We start from the raw sequence: 21235 nt of genomic DNA, 5'->3' as shown, positions 1-21235 counted from the left end.
CCGTGAGGGCAAGGACACTCTAGGAACTTATGGAACAGATTATTCTGATCGTTCACCTGCTGGTAGCACTGGCCATCATTGGCCTGATCATGCTGCAGCAGGGCAAGGGAGCCGACATGGGCGCCTCCTTCGGCGCCGGCGCCTCCCAGACCCTGTTCGGCAGCGCCGGCAGTGGCAACGCCCTGACCAAAGCCACGTCGTGGCTGGTCGTGGTATTCTTCGCCACCAGCTTCGGCCTGGCCCTGCTGGCCACGCAGAAAACCGCCTCCGTTGACGACCTCGGCCTGGAACTGCCGCCCGCTGCCGAGCAGCAGGCAGCCCCGGCCAGTGACGCAGCGGATTCCGACCTGCCCGAAGTGAATGAAGAAGTGCCGGAAGTCCAGGCCGCCCCGGAGGGCGACGTTCCGGAACTTTAAGCAGTACCCACCCGTTTAAAGCCGAAGTGGTGGAATTGGTAGACACGCTATCTTGAGGGGGTAGTGAGCTATGCTCGTGCGGGTTCAAGTCCCGCCTTCGGCACCATCTAATCTACGAAGCTCCGCTTACGCGGAGTGCTCGTGTGGCCCTGGTCGGGCGGGTTAAGCACCGCCTTCGGCACCATGTCTGGTAGAGAGGCCTTCCAATCTGGAGGGCCTTTCTGTTTCTGGCAGTTTCTCCAGTCTCGCGGGACTACCCCAGTCCTCGCTTAATCCGGCGATCCCGCTGGCTGCGCGAGCTACCTTCTGTCTTGGGGAGATTCCCCCAGTCGCTGCAATTGTGATGTAAAAGCCACCGGGTTCGTTGTGCCCCTGATGCAGTAGAAATCACCGAGGCACGCCGGCACAGGCTGGGGGTCAATCAGGTGCAGCTAACCGCGTGCCGGATTCTGCAAAGCATGCTGAATGGGGATTTGTACAGTTCTCGCCATAGTGGTGCCACCTACCGTCGTTTGCGGTGGACAGCCGAGAGATTTTGTCGGATTGCCGGAGGGGCGGGAGAAGGGAAATACCGGGGCGGCAGGCGCCGCCCCGGGGTGCCTGCTGCGATCAGTGCTGCTTGCGGCGGCGAGCGATGTACAGGCCGACCAGGCCAAGGCCCAGGAGGGCGGTGCTGCCGGGGGCGGGTACGGGCCGGGCGACGAGGGACACGGTGTCGATGAAACCACCGAGGGTGTTCTCCAGGCCGGTGGCGGCGAAGCCCAGGTACATGGTGGTGTCGGTTGCTTCCAGCGAGGCGGTTTGCATGACCCAGTCGCTATAGTCGGAAGATACCTGGTTGGCGATGCTCAGGGGGGTGATGAAGTTGTTGGTATCGCCGGTCCACAGGACGTTGATGCCGTTGTCGTTGCCGCCGTTGTTGGTGCGCGGGCGGTACCAGAAGGTCAGGTCGTAGTAGCTGCCGATGATGAGGTCGGTGAGGGTCTGGTACATCACGCTGTTGGTGTTGCCACCGCCATTGCTGTGGGAATCCAGCTCAACGTAGTTGCTGCCGCTGTGGGCGTTCACGACGGCGTTGGTTTGCAGCTCGATGCCAGCGCCGGAGTAGGTTTCCCATTCGCCGGGCAGGGTTTGGTACACACCCCAGTTCGGGCCGGAGGGGCTGGGGGTGCCGGTCGGGGTTTGTTCGAAATCGCCGTTGCTGATGAGGTTGGCGTTGGCGAAGGAGGCCAGGCCCATCAGGGCGGCGGCGCTCAGTGCTTTCAGGGTATTCATAGGCATGTGGGTTGTGTCCGTGTGCTGTGGATCATCGTTGCCGGGCAGCCATGCTCCCCGGTGCTGCCCGTTAAAAGCAAACATCAGGCCAGTTCTAGTAATTTTATATAAAACAATGAGTTAGTTGTTTTTCCCGAATGCAAAGCGGGCTCGCTGTAAAAGTTTTCGACATTAAGGGAGTGCCGCTTTATAACCGCGCGTTAGCAACGGCCGGGCGGTGTTCAGTGCGGCCCGCTCTGGGCGAGGTAGCGCCGGGTCTGCTCGGCGTTCATGGGGCGGCCCAGGTGATAGCCCTGTACATGGTCGCAGCCCAGCTGGCGCAGATAGTCCAGCTGTTCACGGGTTTCCACGCCTTCGGCAATGCAGCGCAGGTTTAGGTTGCGGGCCAGGTTGAGGATGGTGCCCACTACGGCCTGGTCGTCGCTGCTGTTGACCAGGTCCGACACAAAGCTGCGGTCGATTTTCAGGGTGGAAATGTGGAAGTGCTTGAGCTGGCTCATGGACGAGTAGCCGGTGCCGAAGTCGTCGATGGCAACGCCGATGCCGGCCTGGTGCAGGCGCTGCAGGGTGTGGGCGGCCTGGTTGGGGTTTTCCATCGCCATGCTCTCGGTGAGCTCCAGTTCGAGGTATCCCGGTGCTATCGCGAATTCCTCCAGGATGGTGAGCACGCGCTCGGGCAGGTCGGGCTGGCGGAACTGGGCGGCGGAGAGGTTGACCGCAATGCGCGGCACGGCCAGGCCGCTGTCCAGCCAGGTTCGCAGCTGGCGGGCCACTTCGCGCAGCACCCAGTTGGACAGGGGCAGGATGAGGCCGCTGGCTTCGGCGATGGGGATGAACTCCGCCGGTGGCACCTGGCCCAGTTCGGGGTGGCGCCAGCGCAGCAGGGCCTCCAGCCCGGTGAGTTGCAGGCTGTCGGCCTGCAGCTGGATCTGGTAGTTGAGCGACAGCTGCTGCTTGTCCAGGGCGCGCCGCAGGGCGTTTTCCACGGTCAGCTGGCGCAGGCAGCGGGCCTGCATTTCGGGGGTGTAGAAGCAGTAGGTATTGCGGCCCTGCTGTTTGGCCCGGTACATGGCGGTATCGGCGTTGGTGTGCAGCTGGGTCAGGGTGTCGCCATCGCTGGGGAACATGGCAATGCCGATGGAGCAGCTCACCGCCAGTTCGCGGTCCAGCAGGCGGAAGCTGCTGCCCAGGCGGTCCAGCAGGCGGCGCGCGGTATGGGCGGCGGCATCGGCGTTGGTGTTGGGCAGCAGCAGGGCAAACTCGTCGCCGCCCAGGCGGCACAGGGCGTCTTCGTCGCGCAGGGCCTCGCTCAGCCGGCTGGCGCACTGCTGCAGCACCCGGTCGCCGGTGTCCTGGCCCAGGGAATCGTTGATGTTCTTGAAGTTGTCCAGATCCAGCACCAGCACCGCCAGGGGGCGCTTGCCCTGGCGCGCCAGTTTCAGTGCGTATTCAGAGCGATCCTGCAGCATGGCGCGGTTGGGCAGGCCGGTGAGGGCGTCGAAGTAGGCCAGCCGCTGCACTTCCGCCTGGCTCTGCTTGAGCAGGGTGATGTCGCTCACCACCCCAATGTAGTGGGACAGCTCTCCATACTCATCGCGCACCGCGGTGATGCTGATCCACAGCGGGGCGGTCTCGCCATTTTTGCGCCGGCCCCAGATTTCGCCCTGCCAGACGCCATCCTCGGCAACCCGCTGCATGATGGTGTGGAGAAAGTCTGGCGTGTGCATGCCTTCACTGAGCATGGTGGCCGGTTGCCCGAGGCACTCCTGCTCGCTGTAGCCGGAAATTTCCAGAAAGGCGCGGTTGGTGGCCACCAGTTTGTAGTCGGGGTCGGTAATCACCAGTCCTTCCCGGGTGCTGTCCATCACGTGCAGCGCCAGTTTCAACTGGGAGGTGGTGTTGACCAGGTGGCTGATGTCGATGTGGGTGCCGGCAATGATGCTGGCATCGCCTTCGCCGGGCCCGCGCAGTGCGCTGCCCCGGCTGAGGATGGATACCCAGCGCCCGTCCCGGTGGCGCATGCGAAACTGCACTTCCAGCTGCCCCTGGCAGCCGCCCTTAAGATAGGCGCCCACCTGGGCTTCAATGCGCTGGGTGTCGTCCGGGTGCACCCGCTCGCGGCAGAATGCCAGCCAGTTGCCGCGGCTGGCGGTGGGCAGGTCGCTGCGCTGGTAGCCGAGCATTTCCAGGTAGCCGGCCTGGCACACCAGGCGCCGCTCGCCAATCTCGTATTCCCAGATGCCGGTTTGCGATGCGCTGATCAGGGAGTGGTAGCGCTCCAGGGTGCTGTCCAGTTCCCGGGTGCGCTCATCTACCTTGCGGCGCAGCTGGCTGCGGTAGCTGCGCAGTTCAACGAAGGTGCGCGCCAGGCAGCCGGTGAGCAGGCTGAACAGGGTGCCCAGCGCAACCGCACCCAGCAGCCAGGGCGGGCTGGGCCAGCCGCCCCGGGGCATGACCGACAGCTGCCAGCGTGCATTGGGAATGTAGAGCGATTGCACCACGGGCCTGTCGCCCAGTGTGTCGCGGCTGGCGGCGATGATCTGGCGTTCGCCGCTCACCGGATGCTGGCGCCACAGTTGGTAGTCCAGAGCGGCGCCGCTCAGGCTGTCCAGGCTCAGCAGGCCGACCAGGGCCGGCAGGCGCAGGGTGACATTGGAGAAGCCCCAGAACTGCTCGCCGCCCAAGGGCGAGGGGCGGTACACAGGGATGCGCCCGACAATACCGCGCCCGCCCTGGATCAGGTCCAGCGGGCCGGCCACGGTGGCGCCGCTACCGGCCCGGGCCAGCAGGCTTTCGGCGCCCTGTTCTGTGTCGGTCAGGGGGTTAAAGCCCATTGCGGCGCCGTTGTCGCGGCGCGGGGCAATCATCTGTATTTCACCGCCGGGTGACAGCGACAGCTGCGCGATGTGGGGGTGGCTGTTGAGCAGGTCCTGGCTGACGATGTTGAAGTGGCGTTCCAGCTGATGGCTGTTGCGGGCGATTACCGCCAGGGTTTGTGCCGGCGCCAGGGTGGCGTTGAGGCGGCTTTCAATGAGGCGTGCCGCCTGGGTGGCGGCAGACAGCACGCGGTTGCGCTGTTCCTGCTCGAACAGATCACAGCTGATGCTGATCCACAGGTAGCTGGCCAGGGCGCCGAACAGGGCGCCAGCCAGCCCGGCCAGCCGGGGTTTGCGCAGGTGGGGCGTGTCTGTTCGGTGTGAGTCCACTCGGGGCGCCGGCTGCCTGTGGCGCCTTCCTGCGTCGTTGCTTCTCAGGGCATGGGCAATGGCAGTGCGGAGGAGTTTCGCCGGGGCGTGCATGGTTGTGGGTCAACTGCTGGTGGCGCGGGGCGAACGCCTGTACATCAGGGTTCGAACCGCGCCGGGCTCAGGCCGGGTCGCCCAGTTCCGCCTGGGTCTGGCGGGCCCAGGCGCAGGCGTGGCGATAGGCGACTTCGTAGAAGGCGGGGTCGAAGCGCTGCGACAGCAGCTCGAAGCGGCCGCGCTCGTAGTGCTCCACATCGGCCAGGGTATCGCCGAGGGGGCCTTCGCGGGACAGCAGCGCCTGCTTGGTTTCCTGCCGTAGGGGCAGTTGCTGTAGCAGTTCGCTCATCTCGATATCCATCAGCACATCCAGCTGCGACAGCAGGCCCACAATAAAGTGGTGAACCGGCATTGGCTGGCTGTCCAGCTCCGCCAGGATTTCACACATGCGCGCGCGCACCAGCATGTTGCGGGTGAGTGCCTCGGGCTTGCCGGGTTCAGATTCCACCAGGAATAAATTCACCCAGCGCTTGATCTCTTCGGTGCCGAGGATGGTGATGGCCTGGGACAGGGTGTCGACCTCCCGGCGAATACCCTGGGCGGCAGAGTTGACGATGCGCAGGATGCGAAAGGTCAGGTTGGCATCGCGAATGGCCAGCGCTTCCAAGCTGGCGGCGGTGGCGTCCGGGTCTTGCAGCTTGGCCAGCATTTCCAGCAGCAGGAGCTTGTTGCCGCTGATTTTCTTGCCTTTGACCGGTGTCGGCGCGCTGAGGAAGCTGCCCTGGAACCAGTTGAAGCCCAGGTCGACGCAGTGGCGGAACTGGGCGGCATCGGCCACGCCGTCGGCCAGCAGGTCGACCCCGCGCTGGCGCAGGGCGTCGACGGTGTGCGCCAGCGCATCGCCGGCAAGCGTGGCGGTGTCGATGCGCACAACGTGCACGGTGGCAAGCAAGTCGCCCAGGTCGGGCCGATCCGGCTGGTACCCCCCCAGGGCCAGGTGGTGGCCCTCGGCGGCCAGTTGACCCAGGCGCCGCACCAGCGCGGGCGTTATCGGCTGGCGGTCGGCCACCACCTCCAGGATGAGCTGTTTGCGCGGCAGGGCGGGCAGCTGCTCATCAAACAGCATGGCCGGGCTCAGCTTGACGAAGCTCGGCACCGACAGGAAGCGGCCGTGCTGGAAAATACGCGCGTAGGATTCCAGCACCAACGGCACCGCGGTCTGGATGTCCTGCACATTCAGCGTGGCCCCGGGGGTGGCGTGATCGAGCAGCAGGTCGAAGGCGACAACATCCTGATTGCGCGAAAGCACCGGCTGGCAGGCCAGCAGTGCGTCCAGGGGATTTTCTTCACCAAGAAGGGGCGCGTTGAGCATGGTTATCCTTGTCAGTCGATCGCGGTGGCGTCGGGTTGGCTGCATCTCATGCGCGGGAGTCCACCCGCGCCGGCCGGCGGTGAGCCTGCCCATCGGGCCCGTACAGGCTATTGCCGGCGGATTCCCGCAGTGCGTTCAGCAGGCGCTGGTTGTTCTCCAGGCGCAGCTGGATCAGCTCGCCGTTGGTCTGGTTGAGCTGCCTGGCCTCGCTGGCCAGTTGGTCGATGCTCTGCCACAGGGGCAGGCAGCCGGCATCATCGGCGGCGGCGCGGGCACCTTCACGGCCGGGGGCGTAACCCAGCCTGGCCTGCGCGCCACGGCGCCTCGCCTCAAAACTGTCCAGCGAAACCAGCTGCCGCTGCTTGTCGGCGGCCACCTCGTCCAGGGCGGCGCCGTCAACCTGGCTCTGGGTCAGCAGGCTCTGTTCGCTGTGCAGCAGCGCAACCAGCTGTTCCAGTTGCAGGCGCTGGGCCTGCAGGTGTGGCTCAAGACTCATCACTGCCTCGCCGTGTCAGGGGGTTTCGCCATCCAGCAGTTCGCGCACGCTGTCGATCAGCCCGTCGGCGATGCGTTGGGTATCAATGGCCAGCTTGCCGTCGGCAATGGCCTGGCGAATCTCCGCCACTCTGGCCAGGTCGATGTCCTGGCCGCTGGCCGCGGCGGGGCTGCTGAGGTGGCTGACGCTGGACTGTCCGGCGCTTTCACCGGCGGCACTGGCGGTGGTTTCAGTGCGCCCCGCGCCACGGCTGGCGCTGTTCTGGTTGGCCTGCTGGGGCGCGGTATAGCCGTTGATTTTCAAGATTCCATGCTCCTGGGGTTCTCCTTTGCTGGGTTATCGGCCGGCCCGGGCAGATCTTTAGGGTGCCGGTAAATAAAAGTTGGCTCAGGGCGCGAGCCGTGCCTCGCCGGGCCCGGTCACCTCGGCGTTGAGAATTTCGCGGCTCTGAAGGCGCACCCGGATGGCATCCCCGCGCCCGCCGCTGTCCAGGGCGCGGGCGCGGCGTGCAATCTGAAAGCCGGCTCCGCCGGTGGCCACGGTCACCCACTGCTGGCGCTCCACCAGGGCGGGGCGGGTGATGAGGGAGTGCTGCAGCACGGTGCCGGCGGGCAGCGGCCGGCGGGCCACGCTGCCTTCGAGGGCGGCGAGATCGCGCACGACATTGCGCGGCAGCTTGCCGAGATCGCCCTGCCGGGCCTTGAGGTGGGCCACGGTGACGGGGGCGCCACGGGGCACATCGTGCGCACTTTCCCAGTAGCGCACCTGCACGTTGACCCGGGCCTGCAGGTAGCGCACGCCGCCGCCGGCGCAGCGCAGGCCGACGCTCACCTTGCCCCAGCGCCGCGCGCCGTTGCCCGGCAGAAAGGGCTTTGGGTTTGCGCAGTCGCCAAAATGGGCGCGGGGGGGCTCAACCTCCACGGTGACCCGCTCACCCAGGCCGCGGGTTTGCGCCTGCAGATACTGCTGCGCCAGTGCGCGCAGGTCGCTGGCGCCGGCGGGGGTGCCGGCGAGGGCCGGGGCGAGAGGTAGAACGAGAGGCAGGGCGAGGGCCAGCATTCGCGCCAGTGTTTTGCCCGGCATCCGTGCCCGGTAGTGGCGATGTCTGTTCACGGTTGTGCTTGTGCTCCGGCAGGTTGTGGGCCGCGTCTGCGATACAGGCCTAGTGCGTCGACATAAAGCAGTGTAAGGCAGTAGCGCCACAAACAATTTTGGAAATAGCCCTGAAAAAGTAGCCTGTTTGCCACTTTGGCCCGCTGGCGGCCTGCGTATTCTTGATGGTGAGCGACACTGCCAACGCGGAGCCGAACCATGATAGACAAGCTGTCCGCCTCGCTGGACTTCTACCAGCAGGCCCTTGGCTTGCGTCACCAGCGCCAACAGGTGCTGGCGGCGAACATTGCCAATGCCGATACGCCCAACTACAAAGCGCGGGATTTTGATTTTGCCGCGGCGCTGTCCCGCGCCAGCGCCAGCGCGGGCCCGTTGCGCCTTAGCACCACCCACGCCGGCCACATGGCTGGCGGCACCACCGGCAGCGCCGGGCGCGACCTGCTGTACCGCGTGCCCGACCAACCGAGCCTGGATGGCAACACCGTCGACATGAACCGCGAGCGCACCCAGTTTGCCGACAACAGCGTGCGCTACCAGAGCGCCCTTACCCTGGCCAATGCGCGCATCCAGGGCTTGAAGGCCGCCATGCAGAGTGAGTCCTGACCGTGTCGATGTTCAATATCTTTGAAATTTCAGGATCAGCCCTGGCCGCCCAAAGCCAGCGCATGAATGTCTCTGCCAGCAACCTGGCCAACGCCGACAGCGTGGCCGGGCCGGACGGCGAGCCCTACCGCGCCAAGCAGGTGATGTTTGAAAGCGAAGGCCCCCAGGGCGCCGCCGGCGTGCGGGTGTCGGCGGTGGTGGATGACCCGGCGCCGTTGCGCATGGAATACCGCCCCGGCCACCCGCTGGCGGATGCCGAGGGCTATGTGGCCATGCCCAACGTGGACCCCACCCATGAAATGGTCAACATGATCTCTGCCTCGCGCTCTTACCAGGCCAACGTGGAAGTAATGAACACCAGCAAGCAGCTGCTGCTGAAAACCCTGACTCTCGGAGAGAGCTGATGACCACCATTGACGCCAGCACCCTCACCGCACTGAACGGCAAGCAGCCGGCAGCCACGCAAACCGGGGCCGACCTGCAGGACAGCTTTATGACCCTGCTGGTGACCCAGTTGCAGAACCAGGACCCGACCAACCCGATGGAAAACGCCGAGATGACCTCGCAGCTGGCCCAGATCAACACCGTCAGCGGCATTTCGGAACTGAACGACACCCTGGCCACCATCAACCAGCAGATTGACGCCGGGCAGACCCTGCAGGCCGCCAGCCTGATCGGCAAGGGCGTGCTGGTGCCGGGCGAGCGCATACTGGTGGGCGAAGAGGGTGTGTCCACGCCGATTGGCGTGGAGCTGGCCAGCGCCGCCGACGAGGTGAGCATCAGCATTGCCAGCGCCAGTGGCGAAACCATTCGCCAGTATCCGCCGGTTGCCATGTCGGCTGGCATGCAAACCCTGCAATGGGACGGCCGCCTCACCGATGGCAGCCTGGCGCCACCCGGCAGTTACCGGGTGGTGGTCAGCGCCAGCCAGGAGGGCAGCGCGGTATCGGCGAGCGTGCTCAATTACGCGCTGGTGTCGGGCATCAGCCCCGGTGAAGACGGCCCGCTGCTGGACCTTGGCGGCGTATCGGACCCAGTCACCCTCGATGACATTCGCCAGATTCTGTAGGGCGGTCACCGGCACCTGGCGCGTTTTCAACAACCCGTTATTCGACGCTTTTCACAAGCACTTTTTCGACAAGGAGATGGACCATGGGCTTTTCCCAGGCACTGAGCGGCCTTAACGCCGCCGCCACCAACCTCGATGTGGTGGGCAACAATATCGCCAACTCGCAGACCGTCGGCTTCAAGGGCGGCAGCGTGCAGTTTGCCGACGTGTACGCCGGCGCCGGCGCCGGCCTTGGCACCCGGGTGGCGGGCATCCTGCAGGATTTCAGCAACGGCAACATCGAGACCACCAACCGCAACCTCGACCTTGCCATCAGCGGCAACGGCTTCTTCCGCCTTACCCAGAACGACGAAACCGTTTACTCGCGCAACGGCCAGCTTTCGCTGACCAAGGACGGCTTTCTGGAAAACGCCACCGGCGCCCGGCTCATGGGCTACCCGGCGGGCCAGGGTACCGGTGGCCAGCCGGTGGCGCTGAACATTCCCGCCGGTGGCCTGCCGGCAGTGGCCACCCTGGGCGTGGACAGCTCGCTGAACCTGGACGCCACCGCCGAGGGGCTGGATACCGCCCTGTTTGATTACCAGGACGGCGACACCTACTCCTACGCCAACACCGGCACCGTGTACGACTCCCTTGGCGTGCAGCATTCCATGACCATGTATTTCGTCAAAGACGGCGCCAACCCCAACCAGTGGCAGGTGTTTGTCGGACTGGACGGCCAGGCCCCCACAGGCCCCCAGACCCTGGAGTTTGACGGCAACGGCACCCTCACCGCCGGCATGGCGTCCAACTACAACTTCACCCTGGCCAATGGCGCCGACGACCTGAACTTCGACCTGGACTTTACCGGCACCACCCAGTTCGGCGGTGACTTTGCCCTCAACACCCTGACCCAGGACGGCTACGCCGCCGGCAGCCTGGTGGGCATTTCCATCGACGAGGGTGGCAACCTGGTGGGCACCTACTCAAACGAGCAGACCCAGGTGCTGGGCACTATTGCCCTGGCCAACTTCCGCAACCCGGAAGGGCTGAAGGCGGTGGGCGACAACGCCTGGGCGGCCACCGGCGCGTCCGGCCAGGAGCTGCTGGGGCTGGCGGGCACCGGTGTGTTCGGTGATATCGAAGCCGGCGCGCTGGAATCCTCCAACGTGGACCTGACCCAGGAACTGGTGGATCTGATCATCGCCCAGCGCAACTACCAGGCGAACACCCAGACCATCAAAGTGCAGGACGAAGTGCTGCAGAACGCCGTGAACCTGCGCTAGGGCCCGCGCTGATGGATCGCATTCTCTACACCGCCATGGGTGGCGCCAAGCAGAGCCTGGATGCCCAGGCCGTGGTCAGCAACAACCTGGCCAACACCAGCACCTCGGGCTTTCGCGCCCAGCTGCAGGCCATGCGCGCCGTGCCCGTGCAGGGCGATGCCTTGCACGGCACCCGCACCGCGGTGATGGCCACCACGCCCGGCACCGACTTCAGCGCCGGGCCGGTGAACGCCACCGGCCGCGATATGGATGTGGCCCTGAAGGGCGATGCCTGGCTGGCGGTGCAGGACGCGGCGGGGGGCGAGGCCTACACCCGCCGCGGCGACCTGCAGATCAGCGCCAACGGCGTGCTGACCAGCGGCGGGCTGCCGGTGATTGGCGAGGGCGGCCCAATGGTTGTGCCGCTGGATTCGCGCCTGTCGATGGGTGCCGATGGCACCGTGAGCGCCATTGGCCCGGGCGAAACGCCGGACGCCATTGTCGAGGTGGGACGCCTGAAGCTGGCCACCGCGGCCCCGGGGGCATTGCAGCGCGGCGAGGACGGCCTGTTCCGGCCCCCAAGCGCGCCCGACGGCACCGTGGCCAACCTGCCGCGCGACGAAGCAGCGCGTCTGGTGTCCGGCGCACTGGAGGGCAGCAACGTGAGCGCGGTGGAGGCCATGGTCTCCCTGCTCGACAACGCCCGCCGTTTCGAGCTGCAAATGAAAGTGATTGACGATGCCAACAACAATGCCCAGCGGGCCAACAGCCTGCTGTCCCTGCAGGGCTGATGAACCTGGCACACCAACCGGAGGAAAACGAGCGTGATCAAGTCCCTGTGGACATCCAAGACCGGCCTGGAATCGCAGCAGGTAAAGCTGGATGTGATAGCCAACAACCTGGCCAACGTCAGCACCAACGGCTTTAAAAAATCCCGCGCCGTGTTTGAGGACCTGCTGTACCAGAACCTGCGCCAGCCCGGCGCCCAGAACGATGTGCAGAACACCCTGCCGTCCGGCATGCAGGTGGGCACCGGGGTGCGCCCGGTTGCCACCGAGCGCCTGCACAGCCAGGGCAACCTGGAAAACACCGGCAACTCGCGGGACCTGGCCATCAACGGCCGGGGCTTCTTCCAGGTGATGATGCCCGATGGCACCACCGCCTACACCCGCGACGGCAGCTTCCAGCTGGACCAGAACGGCCAGATGGTGACCTCCAGCGGCTACCCGCTGGAGCCGGTGATCATCATTCCCGAGAACGCCCTGTCCATCACCATCGGGCGCGACGGTATTGTGTCGGTGACCGAGCCAGGCTCGGCGCTGAACAACCAAGTGGGCCAGCTCACCATCTCCACTTTTGTCAACCCGACTGGCCTGGAAAGCGTGGGCGAGAACCTCTACCTGGAGACCGAGTCCTCGGGCCTGCGCACCGAGAGCCTGCCGGGCCTGAACGGGGCCGGTGTGCTGTACCAGTCCTATGTGGAAACCTCGAACGTGAACGTGGTGGAGGAGATGGTCAACATGATCCAGACCCAGCGCGCCTACGAACTCAACAGCAAGGCCGTACAGACCTCAGACGAGATGCTGGCGCGCCTGGCCCAGCTCTAGGGCGGGGCGGCCATGAGCCCGATGCGAACCCTGGCCCTGGCGCCGGCCTTGCTGCTGGCCCTGCTGCAAGGCTGCGCCCAGTTGCCGCGCTCATCCGTGGTGCCCGAGGCAACCCCCATTACGGTGCCACAGGCGCCACAGGCCAGCGGCGACGGGGCCATTTTCCAGGCGCATGCGGGCTACCGCCCCCTGTTCGAAGACCGGCGCCCGCGCATGACCGGCGATGTGATCACCATTGTGCTGGACGAGGAAGTGAGCGCCAGCAAGAACGCCCAGAGCAATGCCAACCGCAACGGCGTGACCAGCTTTGCCCCCGAGGGCGTGCCCAAGGGGCTGGAGGATCTGCTGGACTACGGCTTCGACCTGTCCGGCGATAACGAATTCAACGGCGGTGGCGGCTCCCGGGCCAACAACACCTTCACCGGCACCCTGACGGTGATGGTGGTGGACGTGATGGGCAACGGCAACCTGGTGGTGCGCGGCGAAAAGCAGATTGCCATCAACCAGGGCACCGAGTTCATTCGCTTCTCGGGCATTGTCGACCCCTACACGGTCACCAGCGCCAATACCGTGTCGTCCACCCAGGTGGCCGAGGCGCGCATTGAGTACTACGGCGACGGCTACATCAACGAGGCGCAGAGCATGGGTTGGCTGCAGCGCTTCTTCCTGAACATTGCGCCGCTGTAGGTACGGAGGATAACTGTGAAAACACTGGCCAGACTGGGCCTTGCCCTGTGCCTGCTGTGCTTTTTTTGCCTGCCGGCGCAGGCCGAACAGCTACGCGAACTGGCGGATTTTGCCGGCGTGCGGGAAAACGCCCTGGTGGGCTACGGCCTGGTGGTGGGGCTGGATGGCAGTGGCGACCAGACCATGCAGACGCCCTTTACCACCCAGAGCCTGGCCAACATGCTGTCGCAGCTGGGCATCAACGTGCCTGCCGGCACCAACATGCAGCTGCGCAACATCGCCGCGGTGATGGTGACCGCGCAGTTGCCAGCCTTCGCCCGCCCCGGCCAGCAGCTGGATGTGGTGGTGTCGTCCATTGGCAACGCCCGCAGCCTGCGCGGCGGCACTTTGCTGATGACACCGCTGAAGGGCGCCGATGGTGCCACCTACGCCATGGCCCAGGGCAACCTGCTGGTGGGCGGCGCCGGCGCCGAGGCCGGTGGCAGCAGCGTGCAGGTGAACCAGCAATCCTCCGGGCGCATCAGCGCCGGGGCCACGGTAGAGCGCGAGGTGGTCTCCACCTTCAGCGGCGAGGGTGGCAGCCTGGAGTTGCGCCTGCGCGAGGCGGACTTTGGCACTGCCCAGCGCGTGGTGCAGGCCATCAACTTAAGTTTTGGCCCGGGTACTGCAACAGCGCTGGACGGGCGCGCCATTCGCCTGCGCGGCCCCCAGGACCCGAGCCAGCGGGTGGGCTTTATGGCCAGCATCGAACACCTGGAAGTGAACCCCACGCAGAGCGCCGCCAAGGTGGTGCTCAATTCGCGCAGCGGTGCGGTGGTGCTGAACGGGCGTGTGACCCTGCGCCCGGCCGCGGTGGCCCACGGCAACCTGTCGGTAGTGATCGACACCAACTACGGCGTGAGCCAGCCGGCGCCCTTCAGTGGCGGTGAAACCGTGGTGGTGCCCGACAGCGATATTCGCCTGGAACAGCAGTCCGGCACCCTACGCACCGTGGAGGGCGCCAACCTGCTGGAAGTGGTGGATGCCCTGAACGCCCTGGGCGCGACCCCGGCGGATCTCATGTCCATTCTGGAAGCGTTGAAGGCAGCCGGCTCCCTGCGCGCCGAACTGGAGATTATCTGATGCCCACCAACACCATTGCCGAGGGGCAATTTGCCCTGGACGTGGCCGGCCTGGAAAAGCTCAAGCAGGCCGGCCGGCGCGACCGGCAGGCGGGGCTCGAAGGCGCCGCCCAGCAGTTTGAAGCCCTGTTGTTGCACCAGATGCTGCAGGGCATGCGCGAGGCAACGCCCCGTTCCGACCTGCTCGACAGCTCCCAGACCCGCTTTGTGCAGGGCCTGTTCGACCAGCAGCTGTCGCAGCACCTGTCGGGCAGGGGCCTGGGCCTGGCGGAGCAGTTGGTGGCGCAGCTGCAACGGGTGGGCAAGTAGCTGATTCGCCTAAAGTTCTGCCCGCTGCCGCCGATACCTTCAGAGACACAGAATCCACTTTCCGGCAGCGCCGACGAGCGTCAGGGGATTGACCATACATGAGTATTTTTTCGATTGGTCTGAGCGGTCTGAATGCTGCGCAGAACGCCCTCAACACCACCAGTAACAACATTTCCAACGTCTACACACCGGGCTACAACCGCGAGTTAACCATCCTCGGCGAGAGCAAGGCCGGCGACGGGGTCAAGGTCAACGACATCCAGCGCCAGTTCAACGCCTATGTCACCGAGCAGTTGAACGCCGCTTCCAGCCGCGCCAGCGCCCTGCAGACCTACGAAACCCAGGTCAGCCAGATCGACAACCTGCTGGCCGACAGCGAGTCGGGCCTGTCGCTGCTGTTGCAGAATTTCTTCGCATCCATTGGCGATTTGGTCAATGCACCCTCCGACCCGGCGGCGCGCCAGGGCGTGATTGGCACCGCCGAGGCCCTGAGCGCCCAGTTCCGCTCGTTTGACGGCTACCTCGACGACATGCGCTCGGGAGTGGACGGCCAGATCCGCGACGAGGTGAAGGCCATCAACAACACCGCCAGCCAGGTGGCCTGGCTGAACCGCGAGATTGCCCTGGCCAAGGCCCGCACCGGCGAGGCCCCCAACAGCCTGCTCAACCAGCGCGACCAGCTGGTGGCGGAGCTGTCCGAACGCGTGGATGTGCGCCTGGATGTGTCGGAAACCGGCTCCTACAGCCTGTCCGTCGCCAACGGCCGGCCGTTGGTGGCCGGTGTGCAGAGCTACGAACTGACCACCCAGAGCGCCAGCGCCGACCCCACCCGCACCGTGGTGGGCTACATCGACGCCGCCGGCAACACCGTGGAGCTGGGCGAAGACGCCCTGGCCGGCGGCAGCCTGGGCGGGCTGCTGCAGTTTCGCAGTGAATCGCTGGATGCCGTGCAGAACCGCCTGGGGCAACTGGCCGTGTCGCTGGCTGCGGGCTTTAACGCCCAGCACAGCGCAGGGGTGGATTTGAACGGCGACCCGGGAGCGGACTTTTTCGCCATGGGCGAGCCGACGCTGTTTTCCAACACCCGCAACAGCGGCAGCGCCAGCCTCGATGTGGCCTACGGCGACATCAGCCAGCTGACCGCCAGCGACTATGAGCTGACCGTGGCCGATGCCGCCGCGGGCACCTTCAACGTCAAGCGACTGGACAGCGGCGAGACGCTGACGCTGACCCTGGACGGCGCCAACCAGCTCACCATCGGCGGCGTGGTGGTGACCGTGGACGACCCGGCCCTGCTGGCCGATGGCGACCGCTTCAGCCTGCAGCCGGTGCGCGGTGGGGCGGGCGACTTCGACGCCCTGATCAGCGACAGCAGCGACATTGCGGCGGGGCTCGGCGCTGGCAGTGGCGACAACGAAAATGCCCTGGCCCTGCAACAGCTGCAGAACGAGGCCCTGGTGGCGGGCGGCGCCACCCTCAACCAGGCCTATGCCGCCCTGGTGGGCGATGTGGGCAACCGCACCAACATTGTTCAGGTGAACCTCAGTGCGCAGCAGGGGCTCAGCGAACAGCTGCGCGCCGTGCAGCAGAGCGAATCGGGGGTCAACCTCGACGAGGAGGCCGCCAACCTGATCCGTTACCAGCAGTACTACCAGGCCAACGCCAAGGTCATCGAAACCGCCACTGTGGTGATCGATGCCCTGCTCGGCCTGCGCTAACGCCAAGGAAGCACACCATGCGCATCAGCACCGTTACCATGTTTGAACAGAGTGTCAGCTCGATGAACCGCCAGCAGGGCGAGTTCATGCGGGTAGGGCAGCAGATTGCCTCGGGCAAGCGGGTGGTCAACCCCTCGGACGACCCCCAGGCCGCGTCGCGGGCCGTGCGGGTGTCCCAGTCGCTGGCGGTGACCGCACAGTACGGCGACGCCCGGGTGGGCGCGCGCAATGCCCTGGCCCAGCAGGAGAGCATCTTAAACAGCGTCAGCGATGCCCTGGCCAGCGCCAAGACCCTGCTGGTGCAGGCGGCCAACGGCACCCTCACCGACGCCGACCGGGATTCGGTGGCCAGCGAACTGCGCGGCCTGTACGAGGCCATGGTGGGCCAGGCCAACGCCACCGACGGCAATGGCCGCTTCCTGTTTGGCGGCTACCAGGACGGCAGTGAGCCCTTTGTGCGCGCCGCCGATGGCAGCGTGAACTACGTGGGCGACAACAATGTGCGCGCCCAACAGGTGGATTCGTCCCGCCTGATGCCGGTGGCCGACAACGGCCGCACCATCTTCCAGAGCGTGCACAGCGGCGCCGGCTACGTGGCCGAAGCCGACCCCGGCAATACCGGCAGCGCCACCTTCACCGGCCCCAAGGTGGTGGATGTGGCCGACCCGGCCTACGGCGACCCGTTTACCGTCGACTTTCAGGTGGCGGCGGGCGTAACCACCTTCACCGTCAACGGCGGCCCGCCCCAGGCCTGGGCCGAGGGCGTGCCGGTGCAGGCCGGCGGTCTGTCGCTGAGTTTTGACGGCCAGCCCGCCGATGGCGACCGCTTCCAGATGGACGTGGCCAGCAACATGAACACCGACGTGTTCCGCAGTTTTGAAAAGGCCCTGGCAGTGCTGGAAAACCCGGCCCAAACCCCCGCCGAGAAGGCGGCGCTGGAAAACACCCTGAGCACCGTGATGCGCGAGTTCGACAATAGCCTGGACAACGTGCTCACCAACCGCGCGTCGGTGGGTTCGCGCCTTAACGAACTGGACGTGCTGGATTCAGTGGCGGGCAACCGTACCCTGAATTACGAGCAGAACCTGTCGGACCTGGTGGACCTGGACTACGTGGAGGCCATCTCCGAGTACACCCTGCGCCAGGTGGGTCTGCAGGCGGCCCAGAAGGCCTTTGTGGATGTGAAGGGCATGTCGCTGTTCGATTATCTGTAGGGCCAGTGCGCGGCCCGCTGCCCTCAGGGCAGCCCGGCCAGCGCCGCGGGCAGCTGCTGCAGGAAGGCAAGGCCGGTGCCGAACAGGCTCTGCAGAAAGCGCCCGAAGTCCGTCATCAACACACTCAGCAGGAAGATGCCCAGCGTCAGCGACATGGGAAAGCCCACCGAGAACACGGTGAGCTGCGGCGCCGAGCGGTTGAGAATGCCCAGCGACAGATTGACCACCAGCAGGGCCCCCACCAGCGGCAGCGCCAGCTGCAGACCCGACATAAACACCGTGCCGCCAAAGCGCGCCAGCAATTCCATGGCCCCGGCATCCAGCCCCAGCAGGCCCACCGGCAGGGTGTGGAAACTCCCCGCCAGCGCGTCGATGGCAATCAGGTGGCCATCCACCGCCAGGTACATCAGCAGGGTAATCATGTAGAACAGGCGCGAGAGCACCATGGTGTTGGTGCCGGTCTCCGGTGACACGAAGGTGGCGAAACCCAGGCCCATCTGCAGGCCGATGAACTCGCCGGCGGCCTGCACCACCGCGAACATGATGCGCAGGGTCAGGCCCATGGCCACCCCGATCACCATCTGCTCCACCAGCACGCCCACTCCGGCCCAGGAAAACAGTGCAATCGGCGGTGCCGGCGGCAGCACCGGCACCAGCGCCATACACAGCAGCAGCGCCAGTCCGAGCTTGACCTGGCGCGGCACGCTGGAATGCCCCCACAGGGGCGAGGCCATGGCAAAGGCGGTAATGCGCGCAAAGGGCCAGAAGAAGGCGGCCAGCCAGGCCTGCCACTGGGCAAAGGTAAATTCGATCACAGGGCGCGAATCAGAACAGCATCTGCGGCAGGTTCTGGATCAGGTCGCGGGTGAAGTCGGTAATCAGCTGCAGCAGCCAGGGGCCCATCAGCACCAGGGTGGCGAACACGCCGAGAATCTTGGGGATGAAGGACAGGGTCATTTCGTTGATCTGGGTGGCGGCCTGGAACAGGCTCACCAGCAGGCCGATGGCAAGGGCGGTCAGCAGCAGGGGGCCGGCCAGCAGCAGGGTAATCACCATGCCCTGGTAGGCCAGGCTCATGACGGTCTCGGGCGTCACAGGAAGAAGCTCTCCGCCAGCGAGCCCACCAGCAGTTGCCAGCCGTCCACCAGCACAAACAGCATCAGCTTGAAGGGCAGTGAAATGGTGGCCGGCGGCACCATCATCATGCCCAGCGCCATCAACACGCTGGCCACCACCAGGTCGATGATCAGGAAGGGGATGAAAATGGTAAAGCCGATCTGGAAGGCGGTTTTCAGTTCACTGGTAACAAAGGAGGGCAGCAGCACTCGCAGGGGGACATCCTCCGGGCCCTGCAGCGGCCCCACGTCGGCCAGTCGGGCGAACAGGGCGAGGTCTGCCTCGCGGGTCTGGGCCAGCATGAATTCCCGCAGGGGCACGCTGCCAAGCTGGAAGAACTGCTCCAGGTTGATCTCTTCCCGGGTCAGGGGCTGCCAGGCCTGTTCGTAGATCTGGTTCAGCACCGGCGACATGATGAAAAAGCTGAGGAACAGCGCCAGCCCCAGCAGCACCTGGTTGGGCGGGGCGGACTGGGTGCCAAGGGCGGTGCGCAGCAGGCCCAGCACGATAATAATGCGGGTAAAACAGGTGGTCATCAGCAGGGCGGCGGGCAAAAAGGCCAGGCTGGTGAGCAGCACCAGGGTTTGCAGTTTGATCGACCACTGCTGGCCGCCGTCGGCGGTGGGGCTGGTGACAATGCCGGGCAATGCGGCCTGGGCCGCCACCTCGCCAGAGGCCAGTAACAGCAGCGGCGCCAGGCGCAGCAGGGCGCGCGCGCTCACGTCTTGTCTCCGGTTGCGCGCCGCTGGCGCAGGGTGGCTGCCAGGCGCTCGGCAAAGGGGGTGTCGAGGGGCCTGGCGGCGCTGTCCGGGGCGTCTGGCACCGCCAGGGTGTGCAGGGTGGTCACCTGGCCGCTGGCCACGCCGAGCACCAGCCGGGTGTCGGCCACATCCACCAGCACCACCCGTTCGCGCTGCCCCACGGCCACGCTGCCCACCACCCGCAGGCTGCCACTGGCGGTGTTGCGCACGCCTCCCAGCCGGCGCAGCAGGGCGCTGGCGCCGTAGATGAGCGCCAGCACCAGCGCCAGGGCAACGGCGGTCTTGCCCAGTGCCGCCAGGCCCAGGGCAGTGTCGACGGCGGGGGCCTGGGCGCTCATCGGTTGAGTTTCTGCACCCGTTCAGAGGGGGTGATGATCTCGGTGATGCGGATGCCGTAGCGATCTTCCACCACCACCACTTCGCCCTGGGCAATCAGGTAGCCGTTGATCAGGATGTCCATCGGTTCGCCGGCCAGGCCGTCCAGCTCCACCACCGAGCCCTGGGTCAGTTCCAGCAGCTGCTTGATGGTGATGCGGGTGCGGCCCAGCTCCACGGTGAACTTCACCGGAATGTCCATGACCATTTCCAGGTCGCGGGGCGGGCGCTTGTCCGCCGCCGCATCGAGGGGGTGGAACACCTGTTCGCCGGCCGACTGTACCGCGTCGCCGGTGGCGACCTCGGCCTCGGCCTCGACATCGGCCTGCTGGGCCAGGGCCTCGGCCCAGGGGTCATCGGTGCTGTCGGTAGCAGTATCAGTGGCAGTGCCCGCGGCCTGGGCCGCCAGGGCTTCGCTCCAGTCGTCGCCGGCCGGGTCCTGGTCGGGCTTGTTGGGGTCAGTCATTGTCGGATTCCTTCGAAGTCGGCGTAGATCCTTTGACAAAGGGGCTCTCCGGCCCGGGGTGGGCCGGAGTGTGGTCGATCATGCGGCGCACCCGCAGGGCGCGCAGTTCCTTGCGGCTGCCGTATTCGCACTCCATCACTGGCACGCCGTCCACCCGGGCGATCACCGTGGAGGGCAAATCCAGGGGCAGCACGTCGCCCACCTTCAGCGCCATCACATCACCCACCGTGCTCGGCAGGTCGGCAAAGTCGGCAATCAGCTCCACTTCCGACTGGCGCAACTCGCCGGCCATACGCTGGCTCCAGGTGGCGTCGCCGGCGCTGTCCACCACCGGGTTGGTGAGCAGGTCTTTCAGCGGCTCGATCATCGAGTAGGGCATGCAGATCTGGAAATCGCTGGCCAGGTTGCCCACCTCCAGGTGGAAGGTGGTGTTCACCACAATCTCGTTGGGCGAGTTGGTGATGTTGGCGAACTTGGCCTGTATCTCCGAACGCAGGTAGTGAACGCTGAGCTTGTAGATAGAGCTCCAGGATTCCTGGTAGGCGTCAATCGCCAAATCCAGCAGGCGGCGGATAATGCGCTGCTCGGTGTTGGTGAATTCGCGGCCTTCGCTTTTGGTGACAAAACGGCCGTCGCCCCCGAACAGGTTGTCTACCACCATGAACACCAGGCTCGGTGGAAACACCAGCAGCGCGCTGCCGCGCAGGGGCTTCATGGCGATCAGGTTGATGTTGGTGGGCACCGGCACGTTGCGCGCAAAGTCCTTGTAGCTCTGGTAGCGCACGGCGTCCACGGTGATGTCCGCGGTGCGCCGCAGCAGGTTGAACAGGCTCATGCGAAAGTGGCGGGCAAAGCGCTCATTGATAATGTCGAGCGTGTGCAGGCGCTCGCGGATAACGCGCTGCTGCGAGGCCGGGTCGTAGGGCTTGATGCGCGGCTCGCTGCTGTGGTCGCTGGCGCCAGCGTCATCGCCGTCGCCGCTGAGCAGGGCGTCGATTTCTTCCTGTGATAACAGGTCATCCTGTGGCATT

The 21235-nt window shown here is 65.7% G+C and carries 24 protein-coding genes and 1 tRNA gene; 13 read left to right on the top strand and 12 right to left on the bottom strand.

The genetic code is table 11. The features are described from left to right. Positions 1-29 precede the first annotated feature (29 nt). Both secG and DDZ17_RS09950 read left to right on the top strand, forming a co-directional pair. Positions 30-416 carry a preprotein translocase subunit SecG gene (secG, locus tag DDZ17_RS09955; RefSeq protein ID WP_116366408.1) on the top strand — a complete coding sequence of 129 codons (387 nt, stop codon included), beginning with the start codon at positions 30-32 and terminating at the stop codon, positions 414-416. Between the two features lie 20 nt (positions 417-436). After that, positions 437-522, top strand: a tRNA-Leu gene (locus tag DDZ17_RS09950). Positions 523-1025: 503 nt separating this feature from the next. Here the strand turns inward: DDZ17_RS09950 and DDZ17_RS09945 are convergent. From DDZ17_RS09945 to flgA, 6 genes are all read right to left on the bottom strand, one after another. Beyond that, positions 1026-1697, bottom strand: coding sequence for a DUF642 domain-containing protein (locus tag DDZ17_RS09945; protein ID WP_157976564.1), 672 nt, complete (start codon positions 1695-1697; stop codon positions 1026-1028). A gap of 215 nt (positions 1698-1912) precedes the next feature. After that, positions 1913-4897: an EAL domain-containing protein gene (locus tag DDZ17_RS09940; RefSeq protein WP_116366404.1), complete on the bottom strand. Its 2985-nt coding sequence runs from the start codon at positions 4895-4897 to the stop codon at positions 1913-1915. A 160-nt stretch (positions 4898-5057) separates the two neighbouring features. Beyond that, positions 5058-6305 (bottom strand): EAL and HDOD domain-containing protein, encoded by a 1248-nt coding sequence (locus tag DDZ17_RS09935; protein ID WP_170150197.1) that lies wholly within the window; start codon positions 6303-6305, stop codon positions 5058-5060. A gap of 46 nt (positions 6306-6351) precedes the next feature. Then, complete coding sequence (locus DDZ17_RS09930; RefSeq protein WP_116366400.1) at positions 6352-6801, bottom strand: flagella synthesis protein FlgN; 450 nt, start codon at positions 6799-6801, stop codon at positions 6352-6354. A gap of 15 nt (positions 6802-6816) precedes the next feature. Next, positions 6817-7104: a flagellar biosynthesis anti-sigma factor FlgM gene (flgM, locus tag DDZ17_RS09925; RefSeq protein ID WP_206613514.1), complete on the bottom strand. Its 288-nt coding sequence runs from the start codon at positions 7102-7104 to the stop codon at positions 6817-6819. A gap of 84 nt (positions 7105-7188) precedes the next feature. After that, a complete protein-coding gene (gene flgA / locus DDZ17_RS09920) occupies positions 7189-7914 on the bottom strand; it encodes a flagellar basal body P-ring formation chaperone FlgA (protein ID WP_157976563.1) in 726 nt (241 codons plus the stop codon). Positions 7915-8112: 198 nt separating this feature from the next. Here flgA and flgB point away from each other — a divergent pair, with 198 nt between their 5' ends. The 11 genes from flgB to flgL all read left to right on the top strand — a co-directional run bounded on the left by flgB (position 8113) and on the right by flgL (position 17486). Then, positions 8113-8517 (top strand): flagellar basal body rod protein FlgB, encoded by a 405-nt coding sequence (gene flgB / locus DDZ17_RS09915; protein WP_116366396.1) that lies wholly within the window; start codon positions 8113-8115, stop codon positions 8515-8517. Between the two features lie 8 nt (positions 8518-8525). Continuing rightward, positions 8526-8921 carry a flagellar basal body rod protein FlgC gene (flgC, locus tag DDZ17_RS09910; RefSeq protein WP_241505870.1) on the top strand — a complete coding sequence of 132 codons (396 nt, stop codon included), beginning with the start codon at positions 8526-8528 and terminating at the stop codon, positions 8919-8921. Then, positions 8921-9586: a flagellar hook assembly protein FlgD gene (locus DDZ17_RS09905; RefSeq protein ID WP_116366393.1), complete on the top strand. Its 666-nt coding sequence runs from the start codon at positions 8921-8923 to the stop codon at positions 9584-9586. The genes flgC and DDZ17_RS09905 overlap by 1 nt, the downstream gene beginning before the upstream one ends. An 83-nt stretch (positions 9587-9669) precedes the next feature. Next, positions 9670-10851, top strand: coding sequence for a flagellar hook protein FlgE (gene flgE / locus DDZ17_RS09900; RefSeq protein ID WP_116366391.1), 1182 nt, complete (start codon positions 9670-9672; stop codon positions 10849-10851). 11 nt (positions 10852-10862) lie between these two features. Then, complete coding sequence (locus DDZ17_RS09895) at positions 10863-11621, top strand: flagellar basal body rod protein FlgF (protein WP_116366389.1); 759 nt, start codon at positions 10863-10865, stop codon at positions 11619-11621. A gap of 33 nt (positions 11622-11654) precedes the next feature. Beyond that, positions 11655-12437 carry a flagellar basal-body rod protein FlgG gene (gene flgG, locus DDZ17_RS09890; protein ID WP_116366387.1) on the top strand — a complete coding sequence of 261 codons (783 nt, stop codon included), beginning with the start codon at positions 11655-11657 and terminating at the stop codon, positions 12435-12437. A gap of 12 nt (positions 12438-12449) precedes the next feature. Further along, the gene (locus tag DDZ17_RS09885) at positions 12450-13124 is read left to right on the top strand and encodes a flagellar basal body L-ring protein FlgH (protein ID WP_116366385.1); all 675 of its coding nucleotides are present in this window, start codon (positions 12450-12452) and stop codon (positions 13122-13124) included. A 15-nt stretch (positions 13125-13139) separates the two neighbouring features. Next, entirely contained in the window at positions 13140-14246 is a 1107-nt protein-coding gene (locus DDZ17_RS09880) for a flagellar basal body P-ring protein FlgI (protein WP_206613513.1), read from the top strand. Continuing rightward, positions 14246-14554: a rod-binding protein gene (locus DDZ17_RS09875; RefSeq protein ID WP_116366384.1), complete on the top strand. Its 309-nt coding sequence runs from the start codon at positions 14246-14248 to the stop codon at positions 14552-14554. The genes DDZ17_RS09880 and DDZ17_RS09875 overlap by 1 nt, the downstream gene beginning before the upstream one ends. 98 nt (positions 14555-14652) lie before the next feature. After that, complete coding sequence (gene flgK / locus DDZ17_RS09870) at positions 14653-16272, top strand: flagellar hook-associated protein FlgK (protein ID WP_116366382.1); 1620 nt, start codon at positions 14653-14655, stop codon at positions 16270-16272. Between the two features lie 17 nt (positions 16273-16289). Continuing rightward, on the top strand, positions 16290-17486 hold the full coding sequence (gene flgL, locus DDZ17_RS09865; RefSeq protein WP_116366380.1) for a flagellar hook-associated protein FlgL: 1197 nt from the start codon (positions 16290-16292) through the stop codon (positions 17484-17486). A 23-nt stretch (positions 17487-17509) separates the two neighbouring features. On the opposite strand, the gene fliR is transcribed toward flgL, so the two are convergent. The 6 genes from fliR to fliM are packed head-to-tail and all read right to left on the bottom strand — an operon-like array spanning position 17510 to position 21234. After that, complete coding sequence (gene fliR, locus DDZ17_RS09860; RefSeq protein ID WP_116366378.1) at positions 17510-18301, bottom strand: flagellar biosynthetic protein FliR; 792 nt, start codon at positions 18299-18301, stop codon at positions 17510-17512. Positions 18302-18311: 10 nt separating this feature from the next. Beyond that, positions 18312-18581 carry a flagellar biosynthesis protein FliQ gene (gene fliQ, locus DDZ17_RS09855; protein WP_116366376.1) on the bottom strand — a complete coding sequence of 90 codons (270 nt, stop codon included), beginning with the start codon at positions 18579-18581 and terminating at the stop codon, positions 18312-18314. Beyond that, positions 18578-19324: a flagellar type III secretion system pore protein FliP gene (fliP, locus tag DDZ17_RS09850; RefSeq protein ID WP_421910183.1), complete on the bottom strand. Its 747-nt coding sequence runs from the start codon at positions 19322-19324 to the stop codon at positions 18578-18580. Before fliP ends, fliQ begins: the two co-directional genes overlap by 4 nt. Then, entirely contained in the window at positions 19321-19701 is a 381-nt protein-coding gene (gene fliO, locus DDZ17_RS09845) for a flagellar biosynthetic protein FliO (protein WP_116366374.1), read from the bottom strand. The genes fliP and fliO overlap by 4 nt, the downstream gene beginning before the upstream one ends. After that, positions 19698-20204 carry a flagellar motor switch protein FliN gene (fliN, locus tag DDZ17_RS09840; protein WP_116366372.1) on the bottom strand — a complete coding sequence of 169 codons (507 nt, stop codon included), beginning with the start codon at positions 20202-20204 and terminating at the stop codon, positions 19698-19700. The genes fliO and fliN overlap by 4 nt, the downstream gene beginning before the upstream one ends. Beyond that, the gene (fliM, locus tag DDZ17_RS09835) at positions 20197-21234 is read right to left on the bottom strand and encodes a flagellar motor switch protein FliM (protein WP_116366370.1); all 1038 of its coding nucleotides are present in this window, start codon (positions 21232-21234) and stop codon (positions 20197-20199) included. Before fliM ends, fliN begins: the two co-directional genes overlap by 8 nt. Position 21235 lies beyond the last annotated feature (1 nt).

Origin of the sequence: Parahaliea mediterranea (assembly GCF_003402235.1) — a bacterium.
In the GTDB taxonomy this organism is placed as follows: Bacteria; Pseudomonadota; Gammaproteobacteria; order Pseudomonadales; family Halieaceae; genus Parahaliea; species Parahaliea mediterranea.
Note: the sequence above shows the minus strand (reverse complement) of the source record. Positions and strands in the feature narration are given on the sequence as shown.

What these genes read in the sequence shown, in the direction of transcription:
- flgE (WP_116366391.1), top strand. Translation starts at nt 9,670, where the DNA reads ATGGGCTTTTCCCAGGCACTGAGCGGCCTTAACGCCGCCGCCACCAAC.
- DDZ17_RS09895 (WP_116366389.1), top strand. Translation starts at nt 10,863, where the DNA reads ATGGATCGCATTCTCTACACCGCCATGGGTGGCGCCAAGCAGAGCCTG.
- DDZ17_RS09945 (WP_157976564.1), bottom strand. Translation starts at nt 1,697, where the DNA reads ATGCCTATGAATACCCTGAAAGCACTGAGCGCCGCCGCCCTGATGGGC.
- DDZ17_RS09905 (WP_116366393.1), top strand. Translation starts at nt 8,921, where the DNA reads ATGACCACCATTGACGCCAGCACCCTCACCGCACTGAACGGCAAGCAG.
- DDZ17_RS09935 (WP_170150197.1), bottom strand. Translation starts at nt 6,305, where the DNA reads ATGCTCAACGCGCCCCTTCTTGGTGAAGAAAATCCCCTGGACGCACTG.
- secG (WP_116366408.1), top strand. Translation starts at nt 30, where the DNA reads ATGGAACAGATTATTCTGATCGTTCACCTGCTGGTAGCACTGGCCATC.
- DDZ17_RS09875 (WP_116366384.1), top strand. Translation starts at nt 14,246, where the DNA reads ATGCCCACCAACACCATTGCCGAGGGGCAATTTGCCCTGGACGTGGCC.
- fliN (WP_116366372.1), bottom strand. Translation starts at nt 20,204, where the DNA reads ATGACTGACCCCAACAAGCCCGACCAGGACCCGGCCGGCGACGACTGG.
- flgB (WP_116366396.1), top strand. Translation starts at nt 8,113, where the DNA reads ATGATAGACAAGCTGTCCGCCTCGCTGGACTTCTACCAGCAGGCCCTT.
- DDZ17_RS09930 (WP_116366400.1), bottom strand. Translation starts at nt 6,801, where the DNA reads ATGAGTCTTGAGCCACACCTGCAGGCCCAGCGCCTGCAACTGGAACAG.
- DDZ17_RS09885 (WP_116366385.1), top strand. Translation starts at nt 12,450, where the DNA reads ATGAGCCCGATGCGAACCCTGGCCCTGGCGCCGGCCTTGCTGCTGGCC.
- flgL (WP_116366380.1), top strand. Translation starts at nt 16,290, where the DNA reads ATGCGCATCAGCACCGTTACCATGTTTGAACAGAGTGTCAGCTCGATG.
- flgC (WP_241505870.1), top strand. Translation starts at nt 8,526, where the DNA reads ATGTTCAATATCTTTGAAATTTCAGGATCAGCCCTGGCCGCCCAAAGC.
- fliM (WP_116366370.1), bottom strand. Translation starts at nt 21,234, where the DNA reads ATGCCACAGGATGACCTGTTATCACAGGAAGAAATCGACGCCCTGCTC.
- flgK (WP_116366382.1), top strand. Translation starts at nt 14,653, where the DNA reads ATGAGTATTTTTTCGATTGGTCTGAGCGGTCTGAATGCTGCGCAGAAC.
- fliO (WP_116366374.1), bottom strand. Translation starts at nt 19,701, where the DNA reads ATGAGCGCCCAGGCCCCCGCCGTCGACACTGCCCTGGGCCTGGCGGCA.